The 25,321-nt window shown below is 73.1% G+C and carries 22 protein-coding genes and 1 pseudogene; 9 read left to right on the top strand and 14 right to left on the bottom strand.

Annotated features, from left to right (window positions below; all coding sequences use genetic code 11):
* Window positions 1-292: 292 nt before the first annotated feature.
* From BJ965_RS05375 to BJ965_RS05360, 4 genes are read left to right on the top strand one after another with little or no spacing between them, the layout of a single operon-like run.
* On the top strand, window positions 293-1,657 hold the full coding sequence (locus BJ965_RS05375) for an FAD/NAD(P)-dependent oxidoreductase (RefSeq protein WP_313666724.1): 1,365 nt from the start codon (window positions 293-295) through the stop codon (window positions 1,655-1,657).
* Window positions 1,654-2,544, top strand: coding sequence for a dihydrodipicolinate synthase family protein (locus tag BJ965_RS05370; protein ID WP_184907610.1), 891 nt, complete (start codon window positions 1,654-1,656; stop codon window positions 2,542-2,544). Before BJ965_RS05375 ends, BJ965_RS05370 begins: the two co-directional genes overlap by 4 nt.
* A 25-nt stretch (window positions 2,545-2,569) precedes the next feature.
* Window positions 2,570-3,571: a proline racemase family protein gene (locus BJ965_RS05365; protein ID WP_184907609.1), complete on the top strand. Its 1,002-nt coding sequence runs from the start codon at window positions 2,570-2,572 to the stop codon at window positions 3,569-3,571.
* A gap of 39 nt (window positions 3,572-3,610) precedes the next feature.
* Window positions 3,611-4,282, top strand: a complete 672-nt coding sequence (locus BJ965_RS05360; protein WP_184907608.1) for a GntR family transcriptional regulator — start codon at window positions 3,611-3,613, stop codon at window positions 4,280-4,282.
* Between the two features lie 91 nt (window positions 4,283-4,373).
* Here the strand turns inward: BJ965_RS05360 and BJ965_RS05355 are convergent, their stop codons facing one another.
* Genes BJ965_RS05355 through BJ965_RS05345 form a run of 3 tightly spaced genes read right to left on the bottom strand, consistent with a single transcriptional unit; the run spans window position 4,374 to window position 6,552 of the window.
* Window positions 4,374-5,309: a PDR/VanB family oxidoreductase gene (locus tag BJ965_RS05355; RefSeq protein ID WP_184907607.1), complete on the bottom strand. Its 936-nt coding sequence runs from the start codon at window positions 5,307-5,309 to the stop codon at window positions 4,374-4,376.
* Window positions 5,306-5,485, bottom strand: a complete 180-nt coding sequence (locus BJ965_RS05350; protein ID WP_097221972.1) for a hypothetical protein — start codon at window positions 5,483-5,485, stop codon at window positions 5,306-5,308. Before BJ965_RS05350 ends, BJ965_RS05355 begins: the two co-directional genes overlap by 4 nt.
* Window positions 5,482-6,552: an aromatic ring-hydroxylating dioxygenase subunit alpha gene (locus BJ965_RS05345; RefSeq protein WP_184907606.1), complete on the bottom strand. Its 1,071-nt coding sequence runs from the start codon at window positions 6,550-6,552 to the stop codon at window positions 5,482-5,484. Before BJ965_RS05345 ends, BJ965_RS05350 begins: the two co-directional genes overlap by 4 nt.
* A gap of 162 nt (window positions 6,553-6,714) precedes the next feature.
* Between BJ965_RS05345 and BJ965_RS40370 the strand changes: the two genes are divergently transcribed.
* Complete coding sequence (locus tag BJ965_RS40370) at window positions 6,715-7,140, top strand: peptidoglycan-binding protein (protein WP_184907605.1); 426 nt, start codon at window positions 6,715-6,717, stop codon at window positions 7,138-7,140.
* A 311-nt stretch (window positions 7,141-7,451) separates the two neighbouring features.
* Window positions 7,452-8,330 (top strand): hypothetical protein, encoded by an 879-nt coding sequence (locus BJ965_RS05335; protein WP_246545841.1) that lies wholly within the window; start codon window positions 7,452-7,454, stop codon window positions 8,328-8,330.
* Here BJ965_RS05335 and BJ965_RS05330 read toward each other — a convergent pair.
* Complete coding sequence (locus tag BJ965_RS05330) at window positions 8,309-9,592, bottom strand: MFS transporter (RefSeq protein WP_184907604.1); 1,284 nt, start codon at window positions 9,590-9,592, stop codon at window positions 8,309-8,311. The genes BJ965_RS05335 and BJ965_RS05330 overlap by 22 nt on opposite strands.
* 169 nt (window positions 9,593-9,761) lie before the next feature.
* On the opposite strand from BJ965_RS05330, the gene BJ965_RS05325 reads away from it, so the two are divergent.
* The gene (locus BJ965_RS05325; protein ID WP_184907603.1) at window positions 9,762-11,813 is read left to right on the top strand and encodes a phosphocholine-specific phospholipase C; all 2,052 of its coding nucleotides are present in this window, start codon (window positions 9,762-9,764) and stop codon (window positions 11,811-11,813) included.
* On the opposite strand, the gene BJ965_RS05320 is transcribed toward BJ965_RS05325, so the two are convergent.
* Window positions 11,803-12,750 (bottom strand): hypothetical protein, encoded by a 948-nt coding sequence (locus tag BJ965_RS05320; RefSeq protein ID WP_184907602.1) that lies wholly within the window; start codon window positions 12,748-12,750, stop codon window positions 11,803-11,805. The genes BJ965_RS05325 and BJ965_RS05320 overlap by 11 nt on opposite strands.
* Complete coding sequence (locus BJ965_RS05315) at window positions 12,747-13,550, bottom strand: phosphatase PAP2 family protein (protein ID WP_184907601.1); 804 nt, start codon at window positions 13,548-13,550, stop codon at window positions 12,747-12,749. The genes BJ965_RS05320 and BJ965_RS05315 overlap by 4 nt, the downstream gene beginning before the upstream one ends.
* Before the next feature lie 167 nt (window positions 13,551-13,717).
* Between BJ965_RS05315 and BJ965_RS05310 the strand changes: the two genes are divergently transcribed.
* A complete protein-coding gene (locus tag BJ965_RS05310; protein WP_184907600.1) occupies window positions 13,718-14,326 on the top strand; it encodes a TetR/AcrR family transcriptional regulator in 609 nt (202 codons plus the stop codon).
* A gap of 159 nt (window positions 14,327-14,485) precedes the next feature.
* On the opposite strand, the gene BJ965_RS05305 is transcribed toward BJ965_RS05310, so the two are convergent.
* The 4 genes and pseudogenes from BJ965_RS05305 to BJ965_RS05290 form a co-directional block, all read right to left on the bottom strand.
* Window positions 14,486-15,637, bottom strand: coding sequence for a hypothetical protein (locus BJ965_RS05305; protein WP_313667716.1), 1,152 nt, complete (start codon window positions 15,635-15,637; stop codon window positions 14,486-14,488).
* A gap of 279 nt (window positions 15,638-15,916) precedes the next feature.
* Window positions 15,917-15,997: pseudogene (locus BJ965_RS39125) on the bottom strand (DUF2510 domain-containing protein); the annotation flags it as partial.
* A 53-nt stretch (window positions 15,998-16,050) separates the two neighbouring features.
* Window positions 16,051-17,205: an anhydro-N-acetylmuramic acid kinase gene (locus BJ965_RS05295; protein ID WP_184907599.1), complete on the bottom strand. Its 1,155-nt coding sequence runs from the start codon at window positions 17,203-17,205 to the stop codon at window positions 16,051-16,053.
* An 18-nt stretch (window positions 17,206-17,223) separates the two neighbouring features.
* Window positions 17,224-18,528, bottom strand: coding sequence for an MFS transporter (locus tag BJ965_RS05290; protein ID WP_184907598.1), 1,305 nt, complete (start codon window positions 18,526-18,528; stop codon window positions 17,224-17,226).
* Between the two features lie 181 nt (window positions 18,529-18,709).
* On the opposite strand from BJ965_RS05290, the gene BJ965_RS05285 reads away from it, so the two are divergent.
* Window positions 18,710-21,394 carry an ATP-binding protein gene (locus BJ965_RS05285; RefSeq protein ID WP_184907597.1) on the top strand — a complete coding sequence of 895 codons (2,685 nt, stop codon included), beginning with the start codon at window positions 18,710-18,712 and terminating at the stop codon, window positions 21,392-21,394.
* A gap of 13 nt (window positions 21,395-21,407) precedes the next feature.
* On the opposite strand, the gene pcaDC is transcribed toward BJ965_RS05285, so the two are convergent.
* The 4 genes from pcaDC to pcaH are packed head-to-tail and all read right to left on the bottom strand — an operon-like array spanning window position 21,408 to window position 25,199.
* Complete coding sequence (gene pcaDC / locus BJ965_RS05280; protein WP_184907596.1) at window positions 21,408-22,526, bottom strand: bifunctional 3-oxoadipate enol-lactonase/4-carboxymuconolactone decarboxylase PcaDC; 1,119 nt, start codon at window positions 22,524-22,526, stop codon at window positions 21,408-21,410.
* Window positions 22,523-23,818, bottom strand: coding sequence for a 3-carboxy-cis,cis-muconate cycloisomerase (gene pcaB / locus BJ965_RS05275; RefSeq protein WP_184907595.1), 1,296 nt, complete (start codon window positions 23,816-23,818; stop codon window positions 22,523-22,525). The genes pcaDC and pcaB overlap by 4 nt, the downstream gene beginning before the upstream one ends.
* Complete coding sequence (gene pcaG / locus BJ965_RS05270) at window positions 23,815-24,420, bottom strand: protocatechuate 3,4-dioxygenase subunit alpha (RefSeq protein WP_184907594.1); 606 nt, start codon at window positions 24,418-24,420, stop codon at window positions 23,815-23,817. The genes pcaB and pcaG overlap by 4 nt, the downstream gene beginning before the upstream one ends.
* 5 nt (window positions 24,421-24,425) lie before the next feature.
* Window positions 24,426-25,199, bottom strand: coding sequence for a protocatechuate 3,4-dioxygenase subunit beta (gene pcaH, locus BJ965_RS05265; RefSeq protein WP_184907593.1), 774 nt, complete (start codon window positions 25,197-25,199; stop codon window positions 24,426-24,428).
* Between the last annotated feature and the right edge of the window lie 122 nt (window positions 25,200-25,321).

The following is a 25,321-nucleotide window of genomic DNA, read 5'->3' as shown; positions in this document are numbered from 1 at the left end:
GAGGGCACGGGCCATGGGGAGTCCGGCACCCGGGAGGGCACGGGCCATGAGGAGTCCGGCACCCGGGAGGGCACGGGCCATGGGGAGTCCGGCACCCGGGAGGGCACGGGCCATGGGGAGTCCGGCACCCGGGAGGGCACGGGCCATGAGGAGTCCGGCACCCGGGAGGGCACGGGCCATGAGGAGTCCGGCACCCGGGAGGGCATCGGCCACGAGGAGTCCGGCACCCGGGAGGGCATCGGCCACGAGGAAGACAGCGCACAGGACGGCACCGGCCACGAGGAGGCGCGTCGTGCGGACTGACCTCGCCGTGATCGGCGCCGGACCGGCCGGGCTCGCTGCCGCCCTGGCGGCCTCCGCACGCGGCGTCCGGGTCACGCTCGTCGATGCCGCCGCGCAGCCCGGCGGGCAGTTCTACCGGCAGCCCGCCGCCGGGCTCGGCGCCGGGCGGCCCGAGGCGCTGCACCACCGGTGGCGGACCTGGGAACGGCTGCGGGACGGGCTCGCCGCCAGTGCCGTAGGCGTCCTGACGGAACATCACGTGTGGTGCGTGGAGCGCGCACCGGACGGCTTCACCGTGCACGCCCTGCTCGGCCCGGAGCAGGAGGAGCCCGTCGAGGTGCACGCGCGCGCCGTGCTCCTGGCGACCGGCGGCTACGAGCACGTGCTGCCCTTCCCCGGATGGACCCTCCCGGGTGTGGTGACGGCCGGGGGAGCCCAGGCCATGCTCAAGGGCGGGCTCGTGGTGCCGGGGCACCGAGCCGTGGTGGCCGGGACCGGGCCGCTGCTGCTGCCCGTGGCGACCGGGCTCGCGGCGGCCGGCGTCGAGGTCGCCGCACTCGTCGAGTCCACCGACCCCGGGCGCCTCGCCCGGCACACCCCCGCCCTGGCGGACAAGCTCCCGGAGGGCGCCGGATACGCCGCCGGGTTGTTGCGCCACCGCGTCCCGGTCCTCGCCCGGCACACCGTCGTCCGCGCCCACGGCGACGACCGGCTGACCGGCGTCACCGTCGCCGCGCTCGACGCAGACGGGCGCGTGCGGCCCGGCACCGCACGGCACCTGCTCTGTGACACCCTCGCCGTCGGCCACGGCATGCTCCCGCACACCGACCTCGCCGAGAGCCTCGGCTGCCGGCTCGACGGCGTCACCGTGGCCGTCGACACCGAGCAGCGCACCGACGTGCCCGGCGTGTGGGCGGCCGGCGAGGCCACCGGCATCGGCGGCGCCGCCCTCGCCCTCGCCGAGGGGCACATCGCCGGCCGCTCCGCCGCCGCCCGTCTGCTCGGCACCGCCCCAGCGCCGGCCCCCGCCGCCCTCAAGGCCCGTGCGAGGCTCAGGCGATCCGCCGCCGCCCTCGACTCCGCCTGCGCGCCGCCCGCCCACTGGCCCGAGCACCTCACCGACGACACCGTGGTCTGCCGCTGCGAAGAAGTCACCGCAGGGGCCGTGCGTGAGGCCCTGGACCTCGGAGCGGGCGACGAACGCACCGTGAAGCTGCTCACCCGGGCCGGGATGGGCTGGTGCCAGGGCCGGATGTGCGGCACCGCGATCGCCGGTCTCGCCGGCCGCGCCCCCACCCCGGCCAAGCGCCCCTTCGCCCGGCCCGTACCGCTCGGCGTCCTCGCCCGGCAACACCCCCAGGAGGGACTGTCATGACCGAACACCGCCCCTGGCGCGGCGTCCTCGTCGCCACCGCGCTCCCGCTGAACGACGACCTCTCGGTGAACTACGACCGCTACGCCGAGCACTGCGCCTGGCTGGTCGAGAACGGCTGCGACGGTGTCGTGCCCAACGGATCCCTCGGCGAGTACCAGGTGCTCACGCCCGAGGAGCGGGCCCGGGTCGTCGAGACGGCCGTCACCGCGATCGGCGGCGAGCGTGTGATGCCCGGCGTCGCCGCGTACGGATCCGCCGAGTCCCGTCGCTGGGCGGAACAGGCCGGCGAGGCCGGGTGCGGGGCGGTGATGCTGCTGCCGCCCAACGCCTACCGCGCCGACGAGCGTGCCGTCCTCGCCCACTACGCCGAGGTCGCCCGGTCGGGCCTGCCGGTCGTCGCGTACAACAACCCGATCGACACCAAGGTCGACCTCGTGCCCGAGCTGCTCGCCCGGCTGCACGGCGAAGGGCACATCCAGGCGGTGAAGGAGTTCTCGGGCGATGTCCGCCGGGCCTACCGGATCGCCGAACTCGCCCCGGAACTGGACCTGCTGATCGGCGCGGACGACGTCCTGCTGGAGCTGGGCGTCGCGGGCGCCAAGGGCTGGGTCGCGGGATACCCGAACGCGCTGCCCCGGGCGTCGGTGGAGCTGTACCGCGCGGCGGCCGACGGCGACCTCGACACCGCGCTGCCCCTGTACCGGCAGCTGCATCCGTTGCTGCGCTGGGACTCCCAGGTGGAGTTCGTCCAGGCCATCAAGCTGTCCATGGACATCGTCGGCCGTCACGGCGGGCCCTGCCGTCCGCCCCGCGCGACGCTGCTGCCCGGGCAGGAGGCGGCGGTCCGCGCCGCCACGGAGAAGGCCGTCGCGGCCGGACTCGTCTAGCCCGCACGAGAGTCTGGGGACCGACATGCGCAGCAAACTCGTCCTGCACGCCGTCGACTCGCACACCGAGGGCATGCCGACCCGCGTGATCACCGGCGGCATCGGCACCATCCCCGGCGCCACCATGAACGAACGGCGGCTGTGGTTCCGTGAACACCGCGACGACGTCAAGCAGTTGCTCATGAACGAGCCGCGTGGCCACTCCGCCATGAGCGGCGCGATCCTCCAGCCGCCGACCCGCCCCGACTGCGACTGGGGTGTCGTCTACATCGAGGTCTCCGGCTACCTGCCGATGTGCGGGCACGGCACCATCGGCGTGGCGACCGTGCTCGTCGAGACCGGCATGGTCGAGGTCGTCGAGCCGGTCACCACCATCCGGCTCGACACCCCGGCCGGACCGGTCGTCGCCGAGGTGGCCGTCGAGGGCGGGGCGGCCAAGGCGGTCACGTTGCGGAACGTGCCCTCCTTCGCCGTCGGCCTCGACCGCAAGGCCACTCTGGCCGACGGCCGGACGGTGACGTACGACCTCGCCTTCGGCGGCAACTTCTACGCGATCCTGCCGCTGGAGCAGTTCGGCCTGCCCTTCGACCGGGAACGCAAGGACGAGATCCTCGCGGCCGGCCTGTCCCTGATGGCGGCCGTCAACGCCGAGGACCCGCCCGTCCACCCGGAGGACCCGTCCATCCACGGTCTCCACCACGTCTACCTGGCCGCCCCCGGTTCGACCGCCCACCGCTCCCGGCATGCGATGGCCATCCACCCCGGCTGGTTCGACCGCTCGCCCTGCGGCACCGGCACCAGCGCCCGCATGGCGCAGCTGCACGCACGCGGCGAACTCCCGCTGCACACCGAGTTCGTGAACGAGTCCTTCATCGGCACCCGCTTCACCGGCAGACTGCTCGGCACGACCGAGGTCGCCGGACGCCCCGCCGTGCTGCCCAGCTTCACCGGACGAGCCTGGATCACCGGCACCGCCCAGTACCTGCTGGACCCCGAGGACCCGTTCCCGGCCGGGTTCGTCCTGTAAGCCGGCCCGAGTAAGACCACGAGAGGAAACCCGACCGCCATGGCCCCGCAGCACACCCCCGCCCTGCCCGTGCTGGGCAGCAGGAAGCCCAGCCACCGGGAGCGGGTCGCGGACGCGCTGCGGGCCGCCCTGATCGCCGGCGAACTGCGGCCCGGCGAGGTCTACTCGGCCCCGGGCCTGGCCGCCCGCTTCGGCGTCTCCGCCACGCCCGTGCGCGAGGCCATGCTCGACCTCGCCAAGGAAGGCCTGGTCGACACCGTGCCCAACAAGGGCTTCCGGGTCACCGCCGTCTCCGAGCGACAGCTCGACGAGTACACGCACATCCGGGCGCTGATCGAGATCCCCACCACGGCGGAGCTGGCCCGCACCGCCGACCCGGTCGCCCTGGAGGCGCTCCGCCCGGTCGCCCGGGAGATCGTCAGCTCCGCCGCGGCCGGCGACCTCATCGCCTACGTCGAGGCCGATCTGCGCTTCCACCTCGGCCTGCTGGCCCTCGCGGGCAACGGCCATCTCGTCGACGTCGTACGCGACCTCAGACGCCGCTCCCGGCTCTACGGCCTGACGGCGCTGGTGGAACAGGGACGGCTGGAGGCGTCGGCCGAGGAGCACCTGGAGATCCTGGACGCACTGCTCACCCGGGACGAGGAGGCCGTACGGGCCGTGATGGCCCGGCACCTCGGGCATGTCCGGGGCATGTGGGCCGCGCCCTGACCTCCACGAGGTGAGCGCCTGACCGTGCGAGGCCGGTCGCCGTCCCGGCAGCCGGCGGTCCGGGCCCGGGACGGCGGATCGGGCGGCCGGGTCACAGATCCAGCACGAGCCGCTTCCCGCGGCAGCGGGACACGCAGATCAGCATGGTCTCGCCGGCCGCGCGCTCGTCCTCCGTCAGCACCGAGTCACGGTGGTCGGGCTCACCGTCGAGGACGTCGGTCTCACACGTGCCGCAGGTGCCCTCGGTGCAGGAGTACAGCACCTCGATCCCGGCCTCGCGCACGGCGTCGAGCACGGACACGTCCGGCGCGACGGTGAGCGTCCTGCCGCTGCGCGCCAGCTCCACCTCGAACTCGGTGTCGCCGCCGGTCTCCTGCTCCTTCGGCCGGAACCGTTCGACGCGCAGGATCCCGGACGGGCACCGGGCCTCGACCGCGTCCAGCAGCGGCCCCGGGCCACAGCAGTAGACGAGCGTGCCCTCGGGAACGTCGTCCAGCACCGAGGGCAGGTCCAGCAGGCCCGTCTCGTCCTCGGGCGCGACGGTCACACGGTCCCCGTAGCGGCCCAGTTCCTCACCGAACGCCATGGAGTCGCGGGTGCGCCCGCCGTACAGCAGCGTCCACTCGGCGCCCGCCGCCTCGGCCGCCGCCAGCATCGGCAGGATCGGCGTGATGCCGATGCCGCCCGCGACGAAGCGGTACCGGGGAGCGGGCTCCAGGCCGAAGTTGTTCCGGGGACCGCGCACCCGCACCGTGGCCCCCTCGCCCAATCGCTCGTGCACATGGGCCGAACCGCCCCGCCCGGCGCTCTCACGCAGCACCGCGATCCGCCAGGCCGACCGGTCCGCCGGATCGCCGCACAGCGAGTACTGCCGCTCCAGACCGGGCTCCAGCAGGACGTCCACGTGGGCGCCCGGCTCCCAGGCCGGAAGCGGCTCGCCCAGCGGATGGCGCAGGGTCAGGGCGAGCACGCCCTCGGCCACCAACTCCTTCCGCCCGACGACGAGTTCGGTCTCGTACGCACTCATGAGCTGTTTCCTCGCGGCTCGTCGACACAGTGCCCCTGCGGATGGGCGAGCATCCACTCCCACATCTCGACCGGGTCCTGCGCGGTGTGCTCACGGCCGCAGTGGCAGGTGCCGTGCAGGGTGTCGGTGCCGGGCAGCCAGGCGATGCGGTAGATCTCGCCGGTCGGGGCGGTCACCGGACCTTCTCCACGGGCTTCTCGCCCTGCTCCACCAGCCGGGCGAGGATACGGCGGGCGGCCAGACCACCGGTGTCGATGTTGATGCTCAGCTCCTGGTAGCCGGTGCGTTCCGTGCCGAGCGTCTTCTGCAGCAGGTTGAGCGCGGTGACGTCCTGCATCACGACCGTGTGGTTGTTGCCCCGCAGGAACTCGGTGACCTCGGCGTCGTCCGTCGCCCAGTCCCGGGACACGGCCCAGAAGTCGTACACCGTGCCGTCGCCGGACGGCGTGATCGCGTACGTGATCTCGGTGTGGAAGCCGTTCGGGTCGCTGCCGTCCGCCTCGGGCAGCACCCCGGCCGGGGCGATGCGGCTGTGCAGCAGATACAGACAGGGGGCGTGGTACTCGATGTCCTGCCAGCGGGTGATCCGGCCCTCGATGCCGGTCGACCTGGCGTAGAACGGCGGGCACTCGGCGTCGTCCATGTGCCGGCTCACCCGGACGATCCCGGCGCCCTCGTCGACCTCGGTGGTGATCGGCGTCTCGGCGACCTCGGGGGTGCCGATGTAACCGCCGTGCAGATACGTCTCGTGGGACAGGTCCAGGAGGTTGTCGACGAGCAACCCGTAGTCGCAGGCGATGGGTTCCATACCGCGCACGGTGACCCAGCCGGGGGAGTCGAGGTGCCGCGCCCGGGGAATGACCTGCGGGTCGGCGAGGGCCGGATCGCCGATCCACACCCAGATCAGCGAGTCCTGCTCGACGACCGGGTAGGAGGCGACCCGGGCCGTGCGCGGCACGCGCTTCTGCCCGGGCACATACACGCACGTACCGGACGTGTCGTACGTGAACCCGTGGTACCCGCACACGATCCGGTCCCCGTCCAGCCGCGTCGGCGCCTCCGACAGCGGGTAACGGCGGTGCACGCACCGGTCGTGCAGGACGACCGGCGTCCCGTCCTCCTCGGTCCGGTACAGCACGAGCGTCTCACCGAGGATCGTCCGGCCGAGCAGTTCCCGACCGACCTCGTGACTGTAGGCGGCGACGTACCACTGGTTCCTGGCGAAGGCGGTCATGTGAGGCATGGGCGCTGGCTCCCGTCTCTGGTCGTGCCGTCATCGTCGGGGCGGCTCTCCCGGACCCGCAACGGCCCTTCCGTCAGGCGGAAGCGGTTGCCGCATCAAAAAGTGAAAGCGCAACGGAATTCCCGACTTTTTCATCATGGAGAATCCGCCTAATCTGGACATATGGAAAACGCACAGTTCTATGTGGTCAAGCACGGTGACACCCTCAACAAGATCGCGTCCATGCATCATGTGACGCTCCACCAGATTCTCGAGTGGAATCCCGAGATCGAGAATCCGGACATCATCCATCCCGGTCAGCGGATCCGTGTGGCCGCACCCGCGACGCACGGGGAGTTCGAACCGTTCCCGGGCTCCGATTTCTTCCAGTCCTCCGTGACGAGCCCGGTCATCGAGGCCATGGGATTCCGCCTCATCGAGGAGGAGTGCTCGGCGTACGCCGCCGGACCCGACTCCCAGTGGAGCGAGGCGGACCGGAAGTCGTACGCCATGTGGCAGCGCAAGCTCGGATTCACAGGCCACGACGCCGACGGCACGCCGGGCCGGAAGTCCTGGGAGAGGCTTCACGTACCCGCCGTCTTCGAGTGATCGGCATCGCGTCGGGCCGGCCTCCGCGGACGGCCTGGCGCGCACGGGCCCGGGCTCGTATCACCTATCTCGAAACGGAGCTGCGACACGAGAGCGCCAGACGGGTTCGCGGAGACCGGTCGGCGCTCATCGAGGGAATGCGGGGGCATCTCGAAAAGGCCCGTGCGGCCGCCGACGAGGATTTCGGATGGCGGAAGCTGTGGTCGGGATCGGCCGCCCGCGAAGGTGTGTGCTCGAATATCCGCAGTGCCGAGGTATTGCTCATTCAACTGGTCTCGGACGAAGAAGTGGCGGGCCGCGCCAGTGAGGTCATGGCGCTGGTCAAGGATCATCTGGACGCCGACGACCCACGCCGGGTCCGGCTCGCCCTGCGGATCCGTCCCATCATCTCCGGGGACCTCGAGCCGGGCGACCGGGACCTCATGGCCCGGGCGCTCGACGCCGCCTACAGCACCCTGGACGACGAACTGGCGCGGGTACGCAGCCTGCGCAACATCCTGTGGGCCGCGACGGTCCTGGTGCTCATCGGCGTGATCAACCTGGCGCTCTACGGATGGCTCTCGCCCAGCTCGCTGAGCCTGTGCTTCTCACCGCAGGGCGGCTCGGGCCGCACGGTCACCGTCGTGTGCCCCACCGCCGAGCATCACAACCAGCCCGCCGACACCGACCCGAGCAGACTGGCCGGCGCGACGGACATCCTGACCGTCGAGATCGCCGGGCTCGCCGGTGCCGCCCTCACCGTCATCGCCTCGCTGCGCCGCATCCGCGGCACCGATGCCCCCTACATGCTGCCCCTGGCGTCGGCGGTGCTGAAGCTCCCGACCGGGGCCCTGTCGGCCTTCCTCGGACTGCTGCTGATCCGGGGCGCGTTCGTCCCCGGGCTCAGTGACCTCGACAGCAGGGCACAGGTCCTCGCCTGGGCCGCCGCCTTCGGCGCCGCACAGCACCTGGTGACCCGGCTCGTCGACGACCGCGCCCAGATGACGCTGTCGGAGGTGGGCAGGACCACCGACGCCGCGATCGACCCCGAGCGGGTCGCCGTCAGGGAAGGGCCACCGGCACCTGCCGCCGCCGGGTCGCCCAACGGGGCGGGACCGCACGACGAACCGGACGGGGGAGCGCGCGGGAGCGGCGAAGACGGCGAGCAGACCCCCGACGGCGCCCCCGCTCACCGCCGCAGCGGTGCGTGAGCCGTCTCCGGAAGCCGCAGGTACACCACCGACGACACCAGGCAGAGCACCGCCACGTACCAGGGGAACAGCCCCGCGTGCCCCAACTCCTTGAACAGGGTGCCGACGTAGGGGGCCGTGCCGCCGAAGAGCGCCACCGTCAGGGAGTAGGGGAAGCCGATGCCCGCCGCGCGGACCCGGGGCGGGAAGATCTCCGCGTTCACGGCCGCGCTGATCGAGGTGAACCCGGTCAGCAGCACCATGCCCGCGCACTGCACGAGCAGCAGCACGGCGAACGAGTCGCTCAGGGTGTGCAGCAGGGGCACCGCGAGCAGCGCGAAGCCCAGACCGAAGAAGAGCAGCAGGGGGCGGCGCCCGAAGCGGTCCGAGAGCAGGCCGCCGAGCGGTTGCAGCAGCGCGAAGAAGGCCAGTGAGATCGTGCCCGCGAGCAGCGCGTCCGACTTCTCGATGCCCGCGTTGAGTTCGGCGTACGTCGGCAGGTACGACGTCCACGTGTAGTAGGCGATGGTGCCGCCCGCCGTGATGCCGCCGATGAGGAGCGACTCGCGCGGGTGCCGGCGCAGCGCCTCGAACAGGCCCGGCCGCGGTCCCTCCTGCTGCTCGGCGCTGCGGGTCTCCTGCGCGCCCTGCCGGATCCAGAAGCCGACCAGGCTCAGTACGGCCCCGAGCACGAACGGCACCCGCCAGCCCCAGCCGTTCATCTGCCCGTCGTTCAGCGTGTCCACCAGCAGCGTCGCGATGCCGGAGGCGACCAGCTGTCCCACGGTCGTGGACACGTACTGGAAGCTGGAGAACAGCCCGCGCCGGCCCGGGCCCGCCGACTCCACCAGGAACGTCGTCGAGGCCGCGAACTCGCCGCCCACGGACAGGCCCTGGAGCAGCCGTGCGAGCACCAGGATCACCGGCGCGAGCACGCCCACCGCTGCGTACGTCGGGGTCAGTCCGACCAGCAGACTGCTGCCGCCCATGAGCAGGATCGTGACCGTGAGGGCGGCCCGCCGCCCGTGCCGGTCCGCGACGGCGCCCATCAGCAGCCCGCCCACCGGCCGCATGAAGAAGCCGACCGCGAACACCGCGAACGTGGACAGCAGCGGCACCAGCGAGTTGTCCGCGCTCTTCGGGAAGACCTGGGCGGCTATGTAGGTGGCCAGAAACGTGTAGGCGTACCAGTCGTACCACTCCACCGCGTTGCCCACGGAGGCGGCGAGGAGCTGGCGAACGGGCCGTTTCGTCGGCGGGGAAACCGTCTTCGTCGCTGTCACGCCCCTCACCCTCCCCTGACAACGCCACGGCACACCTTCCGTACCGGCGACTTTCACACGAGTGTCACGCGCCCCTTCCTTGGCGTTTGGTGTCCCTGAAACACTCCTTCCGCGCAGATTCCGTCACGCTCCGGCCATCCAGCACATCAGGATGAGAGGTCTGTCCTTCATGTCCGAAGTCAACCGGCGCCGCTTCCTCCAACTCGCGGGTGCCACCACGGCCTTCAGTGCGCTGTCGGCCAGCATCCAGCGCGCCGCCGCCCTTCCGGCGAACCACCGCACCGGGTCGATCGAGGACGTCGAGCACATCGTCGTCCTCATGCAGGAGAACCGTTCCTTCGACCACTACTTCGGCACCCTGAGAGGCGTCCGCGGCTTCGGCGACCCCCGCCCGGTCACCCTCGACAACGGCAAACCGGTCTGGCACCAGGAGAAGGACGGCAAGGAGATCCTGCCGTTCCACCCGGACGCCGACGACCTCGGCATGCAGTTCCTGGAGGGCCTGCCGCACTCCTGGCCGGACGGCCATCAGGCCTACGACGGCGGCAAGTACGACCGGTGGGTGCCCGCGAAGGGCACCACGACCATGGCGTACCTGACCCGCGAGGACATCCCGTTCCACTACGCCCTCGCCGACTCCTTCACCGTCTGCGACGCCTACCACTGCTCGTTCATCGGCTCGACCGACCCGAACCGCTACTACATGTGGTCCGGGTACACCGGCAACGACGGCACCGGCGGCGGTCCGGTCCTCGGCAACGACGAACTCGGCTACGGCTGGACGACCTACCCCGAGCGCCTGGAGCAGGCCGGCATCTCCTGGAAGATCTACCAGGACATCGGCGACGGCCTCGACGCCCAGGGCTCCTGGGGCTGGATCCAGGACGCCTACCGCGGCAACTACGGTGACAACTCGCTGCTCTACTTCGACAAGTACCGCGACGCCAAGCCCGGCGACCCCTGGTACGACAAGGCCCGCACCGGCACGAACGCCAAGGCGGGCGAGGGCTACTTCGACCGGCTGAAGGCGGACGTCAAGGCCGGCAAGCTGCCGCAGATCTCCTGGATCGCCGCCCCCGAGGCCTTCTCTGAGCACTCCAACTGGCCGTCGAACTACGGCGCCTGGTACATCGCCCAGGTCCTGGACGCCCTCACCTCCAACCCGGAGGTCTGGTCCAAGACGGCCCTGTTCATCACCTACGACGAGAACGACGGCTTCTTCGACCACGTGGTCCCGCCGCTGCCGCCGAAGGACGCCTCCCGCGGCCTGTCCACCGTCGACGTCTCCCTCGACCTCTTCCCGGGGGACGGCAAGAACACGGCCGGCCCCTACGGACTCGGCCCCCGGGTCCCGATGCTGGTCGTCTCCCCGTGGAGCAAGGGCGGCTACGTCTGCTCCGAGACCCTCGACCACACCTCGATCCTGCGGTTCATGGAGCGCCGCTTCGGTGTGCGCGAGACCAACATCTCGCCGTGGCGCCGGGCCATCTGCGGTGACCTGACCGCCGCGTTCGACTTCTCCCGCAAGGACGCCCGCCCGGCCCCGCTGCCCGGCACCGACGGGTACGAGCCCCAGGACCGCGAGCGTCACCCGGACTACAAGCCGGTCCCGCCCGCCGACCCGCGTATGCCCCGGCAGGAACGCGGCCTGCGCCGCTCCCGGCCGCTGAAGTACGCCCCGCGCGTGGACGCCTCGGTCGACGCGGCGGCCGGGAAGCTCACTCTCACCTTCGCCTCGGGCGCGAAGGCCGGCGCCGCCTTCCACATCACCTCCGGCAACCGCGCCGACGGCCCCTGGATGTACACCACCGAGGCCGGCAAGACGCTCTCCGACACCTGGAACTCGGCGTACTCCGGGGGCTCCTACGACCTGACCGTGCACGGCCCCAACGGCTTCGTGCGTGTCTTCAAGGGCGCGAACAAGACGGCCGGCTGCGAGGTCACCGCCCGCCACACCGGTGACGACCTCGAGCTGACCTTCACCAACAAGGGCTCCGGCACGGCCCGCCTCAAGCTCACCGACGGCTACGGCGGACGGCCCGCCACCGTCACGGTCCGTCCGGGCGCCACGGTGTGCCGGACCGTGGATCTCACCGCCGGCCGCCGCTGGTACGACCTGACCGTCACCGCCGAGGGCGACAAGGCGTTCCTGCGGCGGTTCGCGGGGCACGTGGAGAACGGCAGGCCGGGGGTCAGCGACCCGGCGATCATCACCGCGTAGCGGGAGTGAGGTGCCCCGGATCGTGCGGACGGGGCACCAGCGCCGGTTCGGCCGTCGCCGTACCGGGTTCCAGCGCCAGGACGGCGGCCACCGGGTGGTCGTCGTCCACCGGGGCTGCCGCGGGCGCCGCCCGGCTGAGCAGCACCACGCCCCAGGACGCCAGACCCGCCCCGGCGAGCGCGAGCAGCACACCCGCCGCGCCGCCCTGGAGGCGTTCGCCCAGCAGCGACAGGCCGATCACCGCGGCGGCCAGCGGATTGGCCAGCGTCACCATCGCGAGCGGCCCGCCCAGACCGCCCCGGTACGCCGTCTGCGACAGCAGCAGTCCGCCGGCCGCGAAGGCCGCCACGAGCAGGGCCACGCCGACCACCTGGACGCTCAGCACCGGACCGGACCGGTCCGTCGCGGCCACCGTCACCGTCTGCGTGAGGGCCGAGGCGACGCCGGAGGCGAGGCCCGACGCGGAGGCGTGCCGCAGCCCGGGGCGGGCGCCCGGCCGGGACAGCACTCCGATGAGGGTCGCGGTGGCGCCGGCCACCGCCAGTGCCTCGGGAACGCTCAGCACGTCGTCCGGCGCCGGACCCGACGCCGTGACGAGGATCGCGCCCAGGCCCAGCAGCGTCAGGGCGGTGCCCTTCCACTCGGCCGCGCTCACCCGCCGTCCCGCGATCCGCGCCCCCATGGGCACCGCCGCGACCAGGGTGAGCGCGCCGAGCGGCTGGACGACGGTCAGCGGACCGTAGCGCAGGGCCACGACGTGCAGCAGCGCGGCGGACGTGTTCAGCCCGACCGACCACCACCAGGCGCCGCTGCCGAGCAGCCGCAGCGTGCCGGCGCCGGGGAAGCGGGACGCGAGCCGCTCCTGGGCGACGGCGGCGCCTGCGTAGGCGACGGCGGAGACGAGGGACAGGGCGACCGCGATCAGGACGGCGTTCATCGGCCCGCTCCCACGAGTGTCCGCTCGTCCTGCTGAGCCGGTACGAGGCTGCCCCGCACCCGGCCGGCCGTCGTCGCCGTGCGGTGGGGCACGGGGATCGCCGCCAGGGCGAGACCGAGCAAAGCCGCCGCGACGATCGCGTCGAGCCAGTAGTGGTTCGCCGTACCGACGATCACCAGCAGCGTCAGCAGCGGATGCGCCGGCCAGAGCCACCGCCACCGGGAGCGGGTCGCGGCGATCAGGCCGATCGCCACCATCAGCGCCCAGCCGAAGTGCAGCGACGGCATCGCCGCGAACTGGTTCGACAGGGAGTCGGTCGCGGGATCGCCGTACACCGACGGCCCGTACACCCGTGCCGTGTCGACCAGACCGGTCGCCGCCGGCATGCGCGGCGGGGCGAGCGGGAACAGCAGGTGCAGCGCCAGCGCGGCGGCCGTGACCGCGGCCAGGACCCGGCGGGCCCAGACGTAGTGGACCGGTCGGCGCAGGTAGAGCCAGATCAGGAAGGCGGCGGTGGCGGGGAAGTGGACGGCCGCGTAGTAGGTGTTCGCGAGCTGCACCAGGCCGTCGCCGTGCAGCAGCAGGGACTGCACCGCCCCCTCGCCGGGCAGATGGACCGCTCGCTCGAAGTCCCACACGCGGTGTGCGTGGTGGAAGGCCTCGCCGGTGTGGCCCGTGGCCAGCTGACGGCCGAACTTGTAGACGAGGAAGAGCCCTGCGACGAGCAGGAGCTCCCGGACGAGCGGCGGTCGCGCTATCGCGTCGGACCCCGCCGGTGCAGGCTCGGTGCGGGCATTCATCCCCCGGCCCCTTCGGTGACGGTGGTGCTGTTATCGGTACGAGAGCGTACCGATACGCCAGTGTACCGATACGGCTGCGTACCGGTACACTGGCGTATCGATAGACGAGGAACACATCGCGAGCCGGGAATTTTCCGGCCGCCCGACGGAAGCCAGGAGCACCGCCCATGACGTCGCAGGCTGCGGACCGGCCCGAGCCGGTCGGTGTCACGCGCCGCTCCAAGATCACGCCCGAGCGTGAGCAGGAGTTCTACGACGCCGTGCTGGAGCAGCTCCGGGAGTGCGGCTACGACTCCGTCACCATGGAGGGGATCGCCGCCAGCACCCGGTGCAGCAAGTCCACGCTCTACCGCCAGTGGAAGACCAAGCCCCAGCTCGTGGCGGCGGCGCTGCGCTCGCACCGGCGGACCCGCTGTATCGACACCGGCTCGCTCGCGGACGACCTGCGGGAGGCGGCCCGGGCGGCGGGAGAGCTGTCGGGCCGGGACACCAAGCTCCTCCAGGCGCTCGTGCACGCGGCCCCTCAGGACCCGGAGTTGCAGCGCGCCTTGCGCGAGGCGCTGGTCGAGCCGGAGATCGCCGCGCTGAAGGAGATCATCCGGCGCGGGGTCGAGCGGGGAGAAGTGCCCGCCGACCACCCGGCGCTGGAGTACGTCCCCGCGCAGATGTTCGGCGTTCTGCGCATCCGGCCCGTCCTGGAGGGCAAGTACGCCGACCCGGACTACCTGGTCCGCTTCGTGGAGGCCGCCGTGCTGCCGGCACTGGGCCTGACCTGAGACCCGGGCCGCCGTCCGCCGGATGACCGGACGGTGACCCGACCGCGCCGACCCGTGGGGACGGGGGCGGCGCGCACCCCCCGGCCGGGTGGGGTTCCCCTGTGAGCGGCAGGGGCGCCCCACCCGGCCGACCGGTGTGTGCGGGGCGCCCGCCCGCCGTCAGACGTCCTGACCGTTGCCGCTGCCCGTCGACACCCTGATGCCCTTGGTGATCTCGTCGAGCACGGTCTCCTTCTGGTCCGCGTCGACACCGAACCGCACGACCACCATCTGCTTGGCGTTCGCGGGGGAGGGGAACGCGAGCGACTCCACGATGCCGTCGGCGCCCTTGCTCGTGACGGCCTTCCAGCGGACCAGGTAGCCCTTCTGCCCGGCGACGGTCACGGCCTTGGAGTCCAGCACGTCGTGAGAGGTGATGCCGCCATAGGACTTGCCGCCGTAGGACTCCTTGGCATTCGCCGCGATGTCCGCCTTCGCGATCTCCTCGGCGGTGGCGCCCTTGGCGCCGAGGAGCAGGGCCGGGGCCGAGTAGGCGCCGCCCTTCGTACAGGTCGAGGAGGTGTCGCCGGGGCACTTGTAGGAGTCGTCGGACGTCACCTGGGCGCCGACCTTGGCCTGCTGGCCGTACCAGCCCTTCGGGATCGGCAGGCTGATCCCGCTGACCGGATCGGTCACCGACCCGCTCCTGATCTTCGGCGGCTCGGACTGCTCGGGCCGCGGACTCTGCCCGCCCGAACCGCCGGATCCCCCCGACCCGCCGTCGCCGCCGTCGCCGCCGGATCCCCCCGACCCTCCGGACCCGCCCGGTCCGCCGAACGGACCGCCCTGGCCGCCGGGCGCACCCGGCCCGCCGGGGCCCTGCGAGGTGGGAGAGCCGCCGCCGTCGTCCGTCAGCGCGTACACGCCCACTCCGATGCAGGTGAGGACGACCACGGCCGCGGCGACGGCGGCGCCGGTCCGAAGCCGCCGCCCCTTGCCGCCACCGGACGCGGCGGGATGGGCGGGGTAGGCGGGATACCCGGCAGCCCCCGGGTACGCACCGCTGCCGGGCTGCCCGCCGACTCCCGGTTGCCCGGCGGCTGCTGGAAACGCCGCGGCTCCTGAATACGCGGCGGCACCGGAGCCCCAGGCGCCCGGGGGTTGCCCGGCCCCGAAGGGCTGCCCGGCGGATCCCGGGCCAGCGGTGGGTCCCGGGACCCCGGCGGATCCCGGGCCAGCGGTGGGTCCCGGGGCCCCGGCGGATCCCGGGCCAGCGGTGGGTCCCGGGGCCCCGGCGGATCCCGGACCCCCGGACTCGGCAGACGGCCCGATTCCCGCCGCCTCGGCGGCACTCGGCCGCCCCGCTCCCGGTATCTCGCTCCCGGCCTGCTCACCGGCTCCCGGCGTTTCGGCCCCGGCCTGCTCACCGGCTCCCGGCAATCCGCTCCCGGCCGGTTCCCCGGCCCCGGCCGGTGGGCCCGCCGGTGCCGTCGGAGCCCCGGCCGGGGGTGCCTGATCCGCCGCTGGGGGGCCGGCCGGCGCCTGGCCCGTCGGGGGACCCCAGGTCGCGGGCGGCTGCGCCGGGCGGATGCGGTCCGTCCAGGCCTTGCCGTCCCACCAGCGCTCGGTGGCGGGCCCGTCACTTGTCTGTCCGGGATCGGCGTACCACCCGGGAGGAGTCTCCTGCGTCATGCCCCCACCGTATGAGGCGTCGGTGAAAGAGGCATGAGAGGAGTCGGAACCGGCTATTCCAGGAGCAGCCGCACCGGCTGCCGAGCCGCCCGCGGGGGAAGCCGCAGCCCGTCCCGGCCCGGGGTCACCGACCCCAGCACGCTGGGATGCCGGGCCCCCGTGCTCGCCGGGTCCGTGCCCGGCAGCCCGTGCAGGGTCAGGAACCCCAGCACCGCGAAGGCGTACGCCTCCTTGGCGTCCGACGGCAGACCCAGGTCGTCCGAGGTGCGCAGGGCCACCCCCCGCAACAGGTCCGCGAGCATCGCCATCAGCACCGGGTTGCGCGTCCCGCCGCCCGAGGCGACCACCTCCGTCGCACCCACCGTCCCCACGGCGTCGGCCACGGTCCGGGCCGTGAGCATCGTGAGCGTCGCGACGACGTCCTCGGCCGGCAGCGTCCCGAACCCGGCCAGCGCGTCCCGCAGATGACCGAGGTGGAACAGCTCCTTGCCCGTCGTCTTCGGCGCGGGCAGCGCGTAGTACGGCTCCCGGAGCAGCCGGTCCAGCAACGGCCCGTGCACCCGGCCCCGCGCGGCCAGCATCCCGTCCGTGTCGTAGGCCAGTGCTCCGCCGCTGAACCCCCGGGCCGCCGCGTCGATCAGCGCGCAGCCCGGCCCGGTGTCGAAGGCCGTCCCGCCGGGCGCGGTGAGGTTGGCGATCCCGCCGATGTTGAGCGCGACGGGCCTGCCCGGCCGGCCGCGCAGCCACATCAGGTCGACCAGGCTGACCAGTGGCGCGCCCTGCCCACCGGCGGCGATGTCGCGCGGCCGGAAGTCGGCGACCACGGGCAGCCCGGTCGCCTCGGCGATCCACGCCGGCTGCCCCAGCTGGAGCGTGCCGTGGACCTCGGCGCCGACCACCCAGTGGTAGACGGTCTGCCCGTGCGAGGCGACCAACTCCGCTCGGCCCTCGCACAGTTCGCGGTCGGCCCGGACCGCCGTCGCCGCGAGGGCCTGCCCGATCCGGGTGTCCAGCCGGCACACCTCGCCCAGGGTGGTGGTCCCCGGCGGCAACGCGGCGGCCAGGGCCTCGCGCAGTTCTCCGTCGTACGGTTCGCTCACGTTGCCGAGCGGCTTCAGCACCAGGCTGTCGCCGACGAGGTCCAGCTCGGCCGCCGCCGCGTCGATCGCGTCGTACGACGTGCCCGACATGAGACCGATCACCCGCATCCGATCACCCGCATTCGCTCAACCAGCCCTCTCCACCCCCGGTTTCGACACCACGGCCCGCCGCGCGGACGGCAGCGTGAGAAGCGCCGGCACGCTCACCGCGCACGCGACGGCCGCATAGTACGCGGGGATGTCCACGCTGCCCGTCCGCTCGATCGTCTCCGTGATGATGAGCCCGGCACACCCCGAGAACACCGCATTGGACAGCGCGTAGGCGAGCCCCAGGCCCGTGTAGCGCACCCGGGTGGGGAACATCTCCGACAGCATCGCGGGCCCCGGCCCCGCCATCAGCCCCACCACGGCACCCGCACCGCACACCGCCACACCCTTTACGGTGTTCGAAACGCCGGAATCCTGCAGAAGGTTGAGCAGCGGCACCGCCAGGACCACCACCAGCACCGCTCCCGTCACCATCACCGCCCGCCGCCCGAGCCGGTCGCTGAGCAGCCCCGCGGGCACGATCGTCGCCGCGAAACCGAGATTGGCCAGCACGGTCGCCACCAGTGCCTGCTGGAACGTCGCGCCCAGCGAGCTCTGCAGATACGACGGCAGTACGACGAGGAACGTGTATCCCGCCGCGGCCCAGCCCATGATCCGCCCCGCGCCCAGCGCGACGGCCCGGACCACCTCGCGCGGGGGCGGCGTCTCCTCGGTCCGCTCCGCCACGAACACCGGCGTCTCGTCCAGCCGCAGCCGCAGCCACAACGCGCCCAGCCCCAAGGGCAACGTCAGCAGGAACGGCAGCCGCCAGCCCCACGCGCCGAGCTGCTCCTCCGTCAGCACGGTGGCGAGCAGCGCCGCCGCACCCGCTCCGGCCAGCAGCCCCAGCGCCACCGTGAACGACTGCCACGACCCGTACAGCCCACGCCGGCCCGGCGGCGCGAACTCCGTCATCACCGACACCGCACCGCCGAACTCCCCACCTGCCGAAAGCCCTTGGAGCGCCCGCAGGAACGTCAGCAGCCAGGGCGCCAGGGCACCCGCCTGCGCGTACGTCGGCAACACGCCGATCAGCGCCGTCGCCACCGTCATCAGCGTGATCACCAGGACCAGCACCGGACGCCGCCCGACCCGGTCGCCGAGTCGGCCGAAAAGCGCCGCTCCGACGGGGCGGAAGAAGAACGCGAGCGCGAAGGACGCGTACGTCCTCACCAGGGCCTCGGCCTCGCTGCCGCCCTCCGGTGTGAAGAACCGCGCCGCGATGATCGTCGCGAAGTAGCCGTAGACGCCGAACTCGTACCACTCGATGAGATTGCCCACCGACCCCGCGACCAGCGCCCGGCGGCCGCGTCGTGTGTCCCCTTGCTGCTGAATGAACGTCACCTCCCGTTATTTTGCGGGCCGTTGACCCGAAGGCGGCTGGTGGCGGGCCAGGTGCGTCGCCCCGCCGCACTCGGTGTCACCCATCACGGGCAAGAGGTGCCCCGACCATCCTCCACTCAGGCAATCGGACGGCTACGCTCGACGTCTGTACGTCGTTCGGGCGACTTGGGGAGGTAGCGGGATGACGGAGGTACGGCCCACGGCCGCCGCCTCGGCTTCCCTGTGGGAGCGCGAAGAGGAGGTCGCCGCCGTCGTGCGAGCGGTCGACAGCCTGTGCACGGACCGTTCCTCGTCCGGCGGGCTGCTGGTCTTCCGCGGCGAGGCCGGACTCGGCAAGACCGCGCTGCTGGCCGAAACCCGCCGCATCGCGGAGGCCCGCGGCTGCACGGTCTGGTCCGCGCGCGGCGGCGAGACCCTCAGGTCGGTCCCCTTCAACGTGGTACGGCAGTTGGTGCAGCCGGCCCTGGTGTCGATGCTGCCGGAGGAGGCCCGCGAGTACCTCGGCGACTGGTACGACATCGCCGGCCCCGCCCTCGGCATAGTGGAGCCCGGCGACCGGAGGGCCGACCCGCAGGGCGTGTGCGACGGCCTGGTGGCGGCCGTACGGCGGCTCGCCCGCCGGGACTGGCCGCTGGTGCTGCTGATCGACGACGCCCACTGGGCGGACCAGGAGACCCTGCACTGGCTCGCGGGACTCGCCGAGCGCATCGAGGAGATGTCCGTCCTGGTCGTCGTCACCCGCCGCTCCGAGGAGGTCTCCGGCCCGAGCGCCCGCCACCTCGACACCGTCGCCGCCGCCGCGGACGGCCCCGTCACGACCCTGAGCGCCCTCACCCCGGACGCCACGGCCGGGCTCACCCGCGCCACCCTGGGCCGGCACGCCGACGCCGCGTTCTGCCGCGAGGTCTGGGCCGTCACCGCCGGCAATCCCTACGAGACCGTCGAACTCCTCGCCAAGGTGCAGGACAGCGAGCTCGAACCGGTCGAGGCCCGGGCCGGTGAACTGCGCGAGCTGAACCGCTCGGCCCGCGGCGGCGGCCTCGTCGCCCGCCTGGAGGAACTGGGCATCGACGCCACCCGGTTCGCCTGGGCCGCCGCCATCCTCGGCACCGGCATCTCCGTCGGCCTGGTCGCCAAACTCGCCACCCTGCGGCCGGACGACGCCCGCCGCTGCGCCGAACTGCTGCGCACCGCCCGCATCCTCACCGCACCCGACCCCGCGACCGGCCGCAGCGCCGACGGCGACCTGGAGTTCGTCCACCCGCTGATCGCGACCGCCGTGTACAACTCCATCCCCGACGCCCTGCGCACCGCCATGCACGGCATCGCCGCCCGGATCGTCGCCGATGAGGGACACGGCGCCGCGGCCGCCGCCCGCCACCTCCTGGAAGTGCACCCGGACGACGACGAGGAGCTCGTCGGACAGCTCCGCGAGGCCGCCCGCGAACACCTCGCCGTCGGCGCCCCCGACGCCGCCCGCCGCTGCCTGGAGCGCGCCCTGAGGGAACCGCCCCGGCCCGACTCCCACCCGCACGTGCTCTACGAACTCGCCGGGGCCACCTTCCTCACCGCCCCGGCCCGCACCATCAACCATCTGCGGACCGCGCTCGGCATGCCCGGTCTCGACGGCGACCAGCGGGTGGACGCCGTCTTCCGGCTCTCCCAGGCGCTCCTGCACAACGACCAGCTGGAGGAGGCCGTCCGCACGGTCGAGGCGGAGGCCGCCCGGCTCCGGCCCGGGCCCGCCCGGATGCGGCTCCAGGCCGTGCACTTCATGTGGGAGGGCCTGCACGCCGGCGAGGCCACCTCACCCGACCGCTCCCAGCGGCTCGCCGAACTCGCGAGCACCTGCACCGGCCGGAACAACTCCGAACGCGCCCTGCTCATCCTGCGCGGCTTCGACGCCCTCATGCACGGCGAGAACGCCGAGGAGGTCGCCGAACTGTGCGACCGCGCCCTCGTCAACGGCCGGCTCGCCCCCGGACTCGGCTGGACCGACACCGAGTGGGGCATCGAACTGCTGCTGATGCTGGCCAACGCCTACGGCTTCACCGACCGCCTCGACCGCGCCGAGACCCTCTACAACGAAGCGCTGCGCGCCTACGAGACGGCCGGCTGGAGCGGCGGCCACCTCGCCCTGGCCCACGCCTACGTGGGGATCGGCCACCGCAGGCGGGGCCGGCTGAAGGAGGCCGAGGCGTCCCTGCGCGAGGCGCTGCGCCTTGCCGAGCGCGTCGGCCGGGGCCTGCCCCTGTACTGGTCCGCGACCTGCAGCCTGGTCGACACCCTGCTGGCCCGCGGCCATGTCGAGCAGGCCTGGGAGGTCGCCGAACGGCACGGCTTCGCCCCGCCCTACCCGTCCACCATCGTCCTGCCGGACCCCCGCTCGGTGCGGGGCCGGCTGCTGCTGGCCGTCGGCCGCACCAAGGACGGCATCAACGAACTCGAGGCGGCGGAGAAGGCCGCGGCGGCCCGCGGTCACCACAACCCCGTGCTCGTCCCCTGGGCGGCCGACCTGGCCCGTGCCCTCAGCGCCGAGGACCCGGCCCGGGCCGCCCGGCTCGCCGTCGACGTCCGCCGCCAGGCGGAGCGCTTCGGGACGGACACGGCGATAGGGGAGGCCCTGCGCTGCGCCGCCGACCTGGAGACCGGTCAGCGCGCGGTCCGGCTGTACGCCCAGGCCGTCACCTACCTGGAGGCCTCGCCCTGCCAGTACGAGTACGCGGCGGCCCGCATCGAGTTCGGCATCGCCGCCCGCTCGGTGAGCGACCTCGAGCGCGGCCTGGACCTGGCGATCTCGTGCGGGGCCGACGGACTGGCGGACCGGGCGCGGGCGGCGCTCACGTCCGGCGTCGGACCGGTGTAGCCCGGGCGAGGAGTCAGACGGTGTCCTCCTCCTCGGCCAGCACCCGCTGGGCCGTCGCGAACGCCGAGTTCGCCGCCGGCACCCCGCAGTACACCGCCGTCTGGAGCAGCACCGCGCCGATCTCCTCCGGGGTGAGGCCGCCCCGGCGGGCCGCGCGGACGTGCATGGCCAGCTCGTCGTAGTGGCCGTGCGCGACCAGCGCGGTGAGTGTGATCATGCTGCGCTCGCGGCGGGACAGAGTCGGGTCGGTCCAGATCTCGCCCCAGGCGTAGCGCGAGATGAAGTCCTGGAAGCGGGCCGTGAACGGTGTCTGCCGGGCCTGCGCCCGGTCGACGTGCGCGTCGCCGAGCACCTCCCGCCGTACGGCCATGCCCCGTGGGGCCCCTGGGCCGAGGTGGGCGCGCAGAGCGGTCAGCACCGCCTCCGGGCACTGCGCGGGCGCCAGGTGGGAGGCGCCCGGCAGCTCCACGAGCGTCGCGCGCGGCACGGCGTCGGCGATCTCCCGCAGATGCGCGGGGGGCGTCGCCGCATCCTCGCGGCCCGCGACCAGCAGGGTCGGTACGGCGATCTCCGCGAGCCGGTCCCGCAGATCGAACGCGGCGAGCGCGTCACAGCAGGCGGCGTACGCCTCCGGGTCGGCGTCCCGGTGGTCCCGGACCAGGCGCGGCACGGTGAAGTCACCGGCGAACCAGCGCGCGTCGGCGTTCTCCGCCAGCCCGGCGAGCCCCTCGCGCCGCACCAGCGCGGCCCGCTCCTCCCAGGGCGTGGATCCGTTGAAGTGCGCCGACGAGCAGATCACGGCGAGCGACGACAGCCGCTCGGGGCGGTGCACCGCGAGATGCAGCCCGACGGCCCCGCCCAGCGACACACCGGCGTACGCGAACCGCTCGATGCCGAGCGAGTCGGCGAGCGCCAACACCAGGGCGGCGAGGTCGGCGACCGTCGCGCCCGCCTCGATGAGACCGGCCGCCGAACCGCCGTGCCCCGGCAGGTCCCAGCGCACCACCCGGTGGCTGATCGACAACTCGGGCGCCACGGCGTCCCACAGCGCGTACGACGTGCCGAGCGAGGGGCCGAGCAGCAGCGGGGGAGCGGAGGCGGACCCTTCGGCGTGGTGGTTCAGGAGTGTCAACGTCGCTCCAGAGCACGGTCGGTGAGGGCCCCGGCGGAGCCCGTGTAGTGGGTGGGATCAAGGTCGGCGTCCGCCAACTCCGGTGCCTGCGCGAGCGGTTGTCCCGAGGAGGCCAGCCGGGTTAGGAGCTCCTTGGCGCGGGCGCGGCCCAGCACCGGGGCCAGCTCGGCGGACAGCCGCTCGGAAACGATCAACCCGTGCGTGAGATCCAGGTGTGCGCGCATGGCCTCGGGCCTGACCCGCAGTCCCTCCGCCAGTTCGGCGGCGTCCCGGGCGGCCCCGCCGACCAGTCGCAGGAGGTCCCGCAGCGGCTCCCATTCGGCGTGCCAGGCCCCGGCCGGGCGTTCGTCCTCGGCGGCCATGGACCCGTACAGCGTGGCCGCGAGCTGCGGTGCCCGCCGTGCGGCGGAGGCGATCAGGGTGGACCGTACGGGATTGGACTTGTGCGGCATGGCGGACGATCCACCGCCACTGCCCTCCGCGACCTCGGCGATCTCGGTGCGCGACAGGGTCAGGACGTCCACGCCGAGCTTGCCGAGCGCGCCCGCCGCGAAGGCCAGGCACCCGGCGAGATCGCCGATCGGCGTCCTCAGGGTGTGCCAGGGCAGATCGGGTGCCCGCAGCCCGAGTTCGCGGGCGTACGCCTCCGGCAGCCCGGCCGGATCACTCGCGCCGTACGCCCCGAAGGCCGCCAACGTGCCCGCCGCACCCCCGAGTTGCGCGGGCAGTGACTCCCGTACGGCCCGCATCCGCTCCCGCGCGTCCAGCACCAGCGACCGCCATCCGGCCGCCTTCAGCCCGAACGTGGTCGGTACGGCGTGCTGGGTGAGCGTCCGCCCGGGCATCGCGGTGTCGCGGTGCTCGGCGGCCAGCCGGGACAGGGCCCGTTCGGTACGGCCGAGGTCGGCGAGGACCGGGTCGAGGGTCCGCGCGGCCACCAGCATCATCGCCGTGTCCATGATGTCCTGGCTGGTCGCGCCCCGGTGGACGTAGGGACCGTGGGTGTCGCCCACGGCCTTCGTCAGATCGGCGACCAGGGGGATGACGGGGTTGCCGCCCGTGCGTGCCCGCTCGGCGAGGGACCGCACGTCGAAGGCGCCGGCGCCGGCCGCCGCGGTCACCGCTGTCGCCGCTTCGGCCGGGGCGATCCCCGTGGCCGCCTGGGCCCGGGTCAGCGCGGCCTCCGCGTCGAGCAGGGCCCGCAGGAACGCGTGGTCACCGGTGGCGGAGGCGGCCGCGGAGCCGGCCCACCCGGGCGCGAGCAGGCCGGTGTCGCCGGGGTGAGCTGTCACTGGAACTCCAGGAAGACCGTTTCGCCTTCGCCCTGAAGGCGGATGTCGAAACGGTACGTGCCGTCGCCGTCCTCGGCGGCGATCAGCGTGTCGCGGCGAGCGTCCTCCAGCCCGGACAGCAGCGGATCGGCGGCGAGCGCCGCCGTGTCCTCCGGCAGGTAGATCCGGGTGTACAGGTGCACGAGTAGCCCGCGCGCGAAGACGCACACGCTGAGATACGGGGCGCTGCGCCCCCGGGCACCGGGCCGTAGCGTCCGCGCGTACCAGTGGCCGTTCGCGTCGGTCTGGATGCGTCCCCAGCCGGTGAACTCCACGCCGCTGCGCCCGAGGAAGCCGCCGGAGGCCGGGTCGCGCCGCATCGAGCCGTCGACGGTCGGCAGATTGCCCTCGGGGTCGGGGCCCCACAGTTCGATCAGGGCGTCCGGCAGCGGGTCGCCCTCGCCGTCGGTGACGTAGCCGTGCACGGTGACGGTGTCCGGGTGCCCGAGGGGGGCGATGTCCTCGCCGCCGCGGAAGGGCAGGGCGTGGCCGTAGAACGGGCCGACGGTGTGCGAGGGGGTGGGCAGCACGCTGTCCGGACGGCTGGTGTCGATCTTCGTCATGGCTGTCAGCGCCCTTCTTCGATCCAGGTGGCCCGCGGGCCGTCCAGCACGATGTCCCAGTGGTAGCCCATCGAGAACTCGGGCACCGACAGGCTGTGGTCGTACGTCGCGACCAGCCGCTGCCGGGCCGCGTCGTCCGTCACGGACTGGATGATCGGGTCGTAGGGGAACAGCGGGTCGCTCGGGAAGTACATCTGCGTCACGAGCCGCTGGGTGAACGCCGAGCCGAAGAGCGAGAAGTGGATGTGCGCCGGCCGCCAGGCGTTGACGTGCTGGCGCCACGGGTACGGGCCCGGCTGGACGGTGGTGAAGCGGTAGCGGCCGTCGGCGTCGGTGAGGGTGCGGCCCACGCCGGTGAAGTTGGGGTCGAGGGGTGCGTCGTGCTGCTCGCGCTGGTGGGCGTAGCGGCCCGCCGAGTTGGCCTGCCAGATCTCCACGAGCTGGCCGCGCACCGGCCGTCCGTCTCGGTCGAGCAGCCGCCCGGAGACGGTGATGCGCTCACCGATCGGCTCGCCGGCGTGCTGCCGGGTGAGGTCGTTGTCGATCTCGGTGATGTCCCGCTCCCCGAAGGCGGGGGAGGACAGCTCCACCATCTCCGGGTCCTTGCCGACGTCGATGGTGACCGGTGGCTGCTTGGGGTGCCGCAGCAGCGAGGACCGGTACGGAGCGTAGTCACGGCGCGGCTGGTGCTCGACGGGCCCGCCGTCGGCGAGGTGCTTCTCGTAGGCGGCGCGCTTGGCCGCGATCTCCTGGTCGATGTCGTGCTGGGTGAGAGTCATGAGGGGTCCCTGAAGGTTCTTACGGTTGTCGTCAACGGGGCGAGGAACGCGCCCTGAAGGGGCGCGGGGCTGGAACGATGTGCGGCTCCGCCGCGCGGGCGCGACCGCACAGGCGGCCCGCA

Origin of the sequence: Streptomyces luteogriseus, assembly GCF_014205055.1 — a bacterium.
GTDB classification, from domain to species: Bacteria; Actinomycetota; Actinomycetes; order Streptomycetales; family Streptomycetaceae; genus Streptomyces; species Streptomyces luteogriseus.
The sequence above is the reverse complement of the archived record's forward strand: the minus strand, read 5'-3'. Positions and strand labels throughout refer to the sequence as shown.

Excerpts from the sequence above, each read along its gene's own strand:
- BJ965_RS40370 (WP_184907605.1), top strand. The coding sequence starts at position 6,715 with ATGGAAAACGCACAGTTCTATGTGGTCAAGCACGGTGACACCCTCAAC.
- BJ965_RS05360 (WP_184907608.1), top strand. The coding sequence starts at position 3,611 with ATGGCCCCGCAGCACACCCCCGCCCTGCCCGTGCTGGGCAGCAGGAAG.
- BJ965_RS05295 (WP_184907599.1), bottom strand. The coding sequence starts at position 17,205 with ATGCGGGTGATCGGTCTCATGTCGGGCACGTCGTACGACGCGATCGAC.
- BJ965_RS05335 (WP_246545841.1), top strand. The coding sequence starts at position 7,452 with ATGGCGCTGGTCAAGGATCATCTGGACGCCGACGACCCACGCCGGGTC.
- BJ965_RS05315 (WP_184907601.1), bottom strand. The coding sequence starts at position 13,550 with ATGAATGCCCGCACCGAGCCTGCACCGGCGGGGTCCGACGCGATAGCG.
- BJ965_RS05310 (WP_184907600.1), top strand. The coding sequence starts at position 13,718 with ATGACGTCGCAGGCTGCGGACCGGCCCGAGCCGGTCGGTGTCACGCGC.
- BJ965_RS05365 (WP_184907609.1), top strand. The coding sequence starts at position 2,570 with ATGCGCAGCAAACTCGTCCTGCACGCCGTCGACTCGCACACCGAGGGC.
- pcaG (WP_184907594.1), bottom strand. The coding sequence starts at position 24,420 with ATGACGAAGATCGACACCAGCCGTCCGGACAGCGTGCTGCCCACCCCC.
- BJ965_RS05325 (WP_184907603.1), top strand. The coding sequence starts at position 9,762 with ATGTCCGAAGTCAACCGGCGCCGCTTCCTCCAACTCGCGGGTGCCACC.
- pcaH (WP_184907593.1), bottom strand. The coding sequence starts at position 25,199 with ATGACTCTCACCCAGCACGACATCGACCAGGAGATCGCGGCCAAGCGC.
- BJ965_RS05355 (WP_184907607.1), bottom strand. The coding sequence starts at position 5,309 with ATGAGTGCGTACGAGACCGAACTCGTCGTCGGGCGGAAGGAGTTGGTG.
- BJ965_RS05370 (WP_184907610.1), top strand. The coding sequence starts at position 1,654 with ATGACCGAACACCGCCCCTGGCGCGGCGTCCTCGTCGCCACCGCGCTC.
- BJ965_RS05345 (WP_184907606.1), bottom strand. The coding sequence starts at position 6,552 with ATGCCTCACATGACCGCCTTCGCCAGGAACCAGTGGTACGTCGCCGCC.
- BJ965_RS05285 (WP_184907597.1), top strand. The coding sequence starts at position 18,710 with ATGACGGAGGTACGGCCCACGGCCGCCGCCTCGGCTTCCCTGTGGGAG.
- BJ965_RS05320 (WP_184907602.1), bottom strand. The coding sequence starts at position 12,750 with ATGAACGCCGTCCTGATCGCGGTCGCCCTGTCCCTCGTCTCCGCCGTC.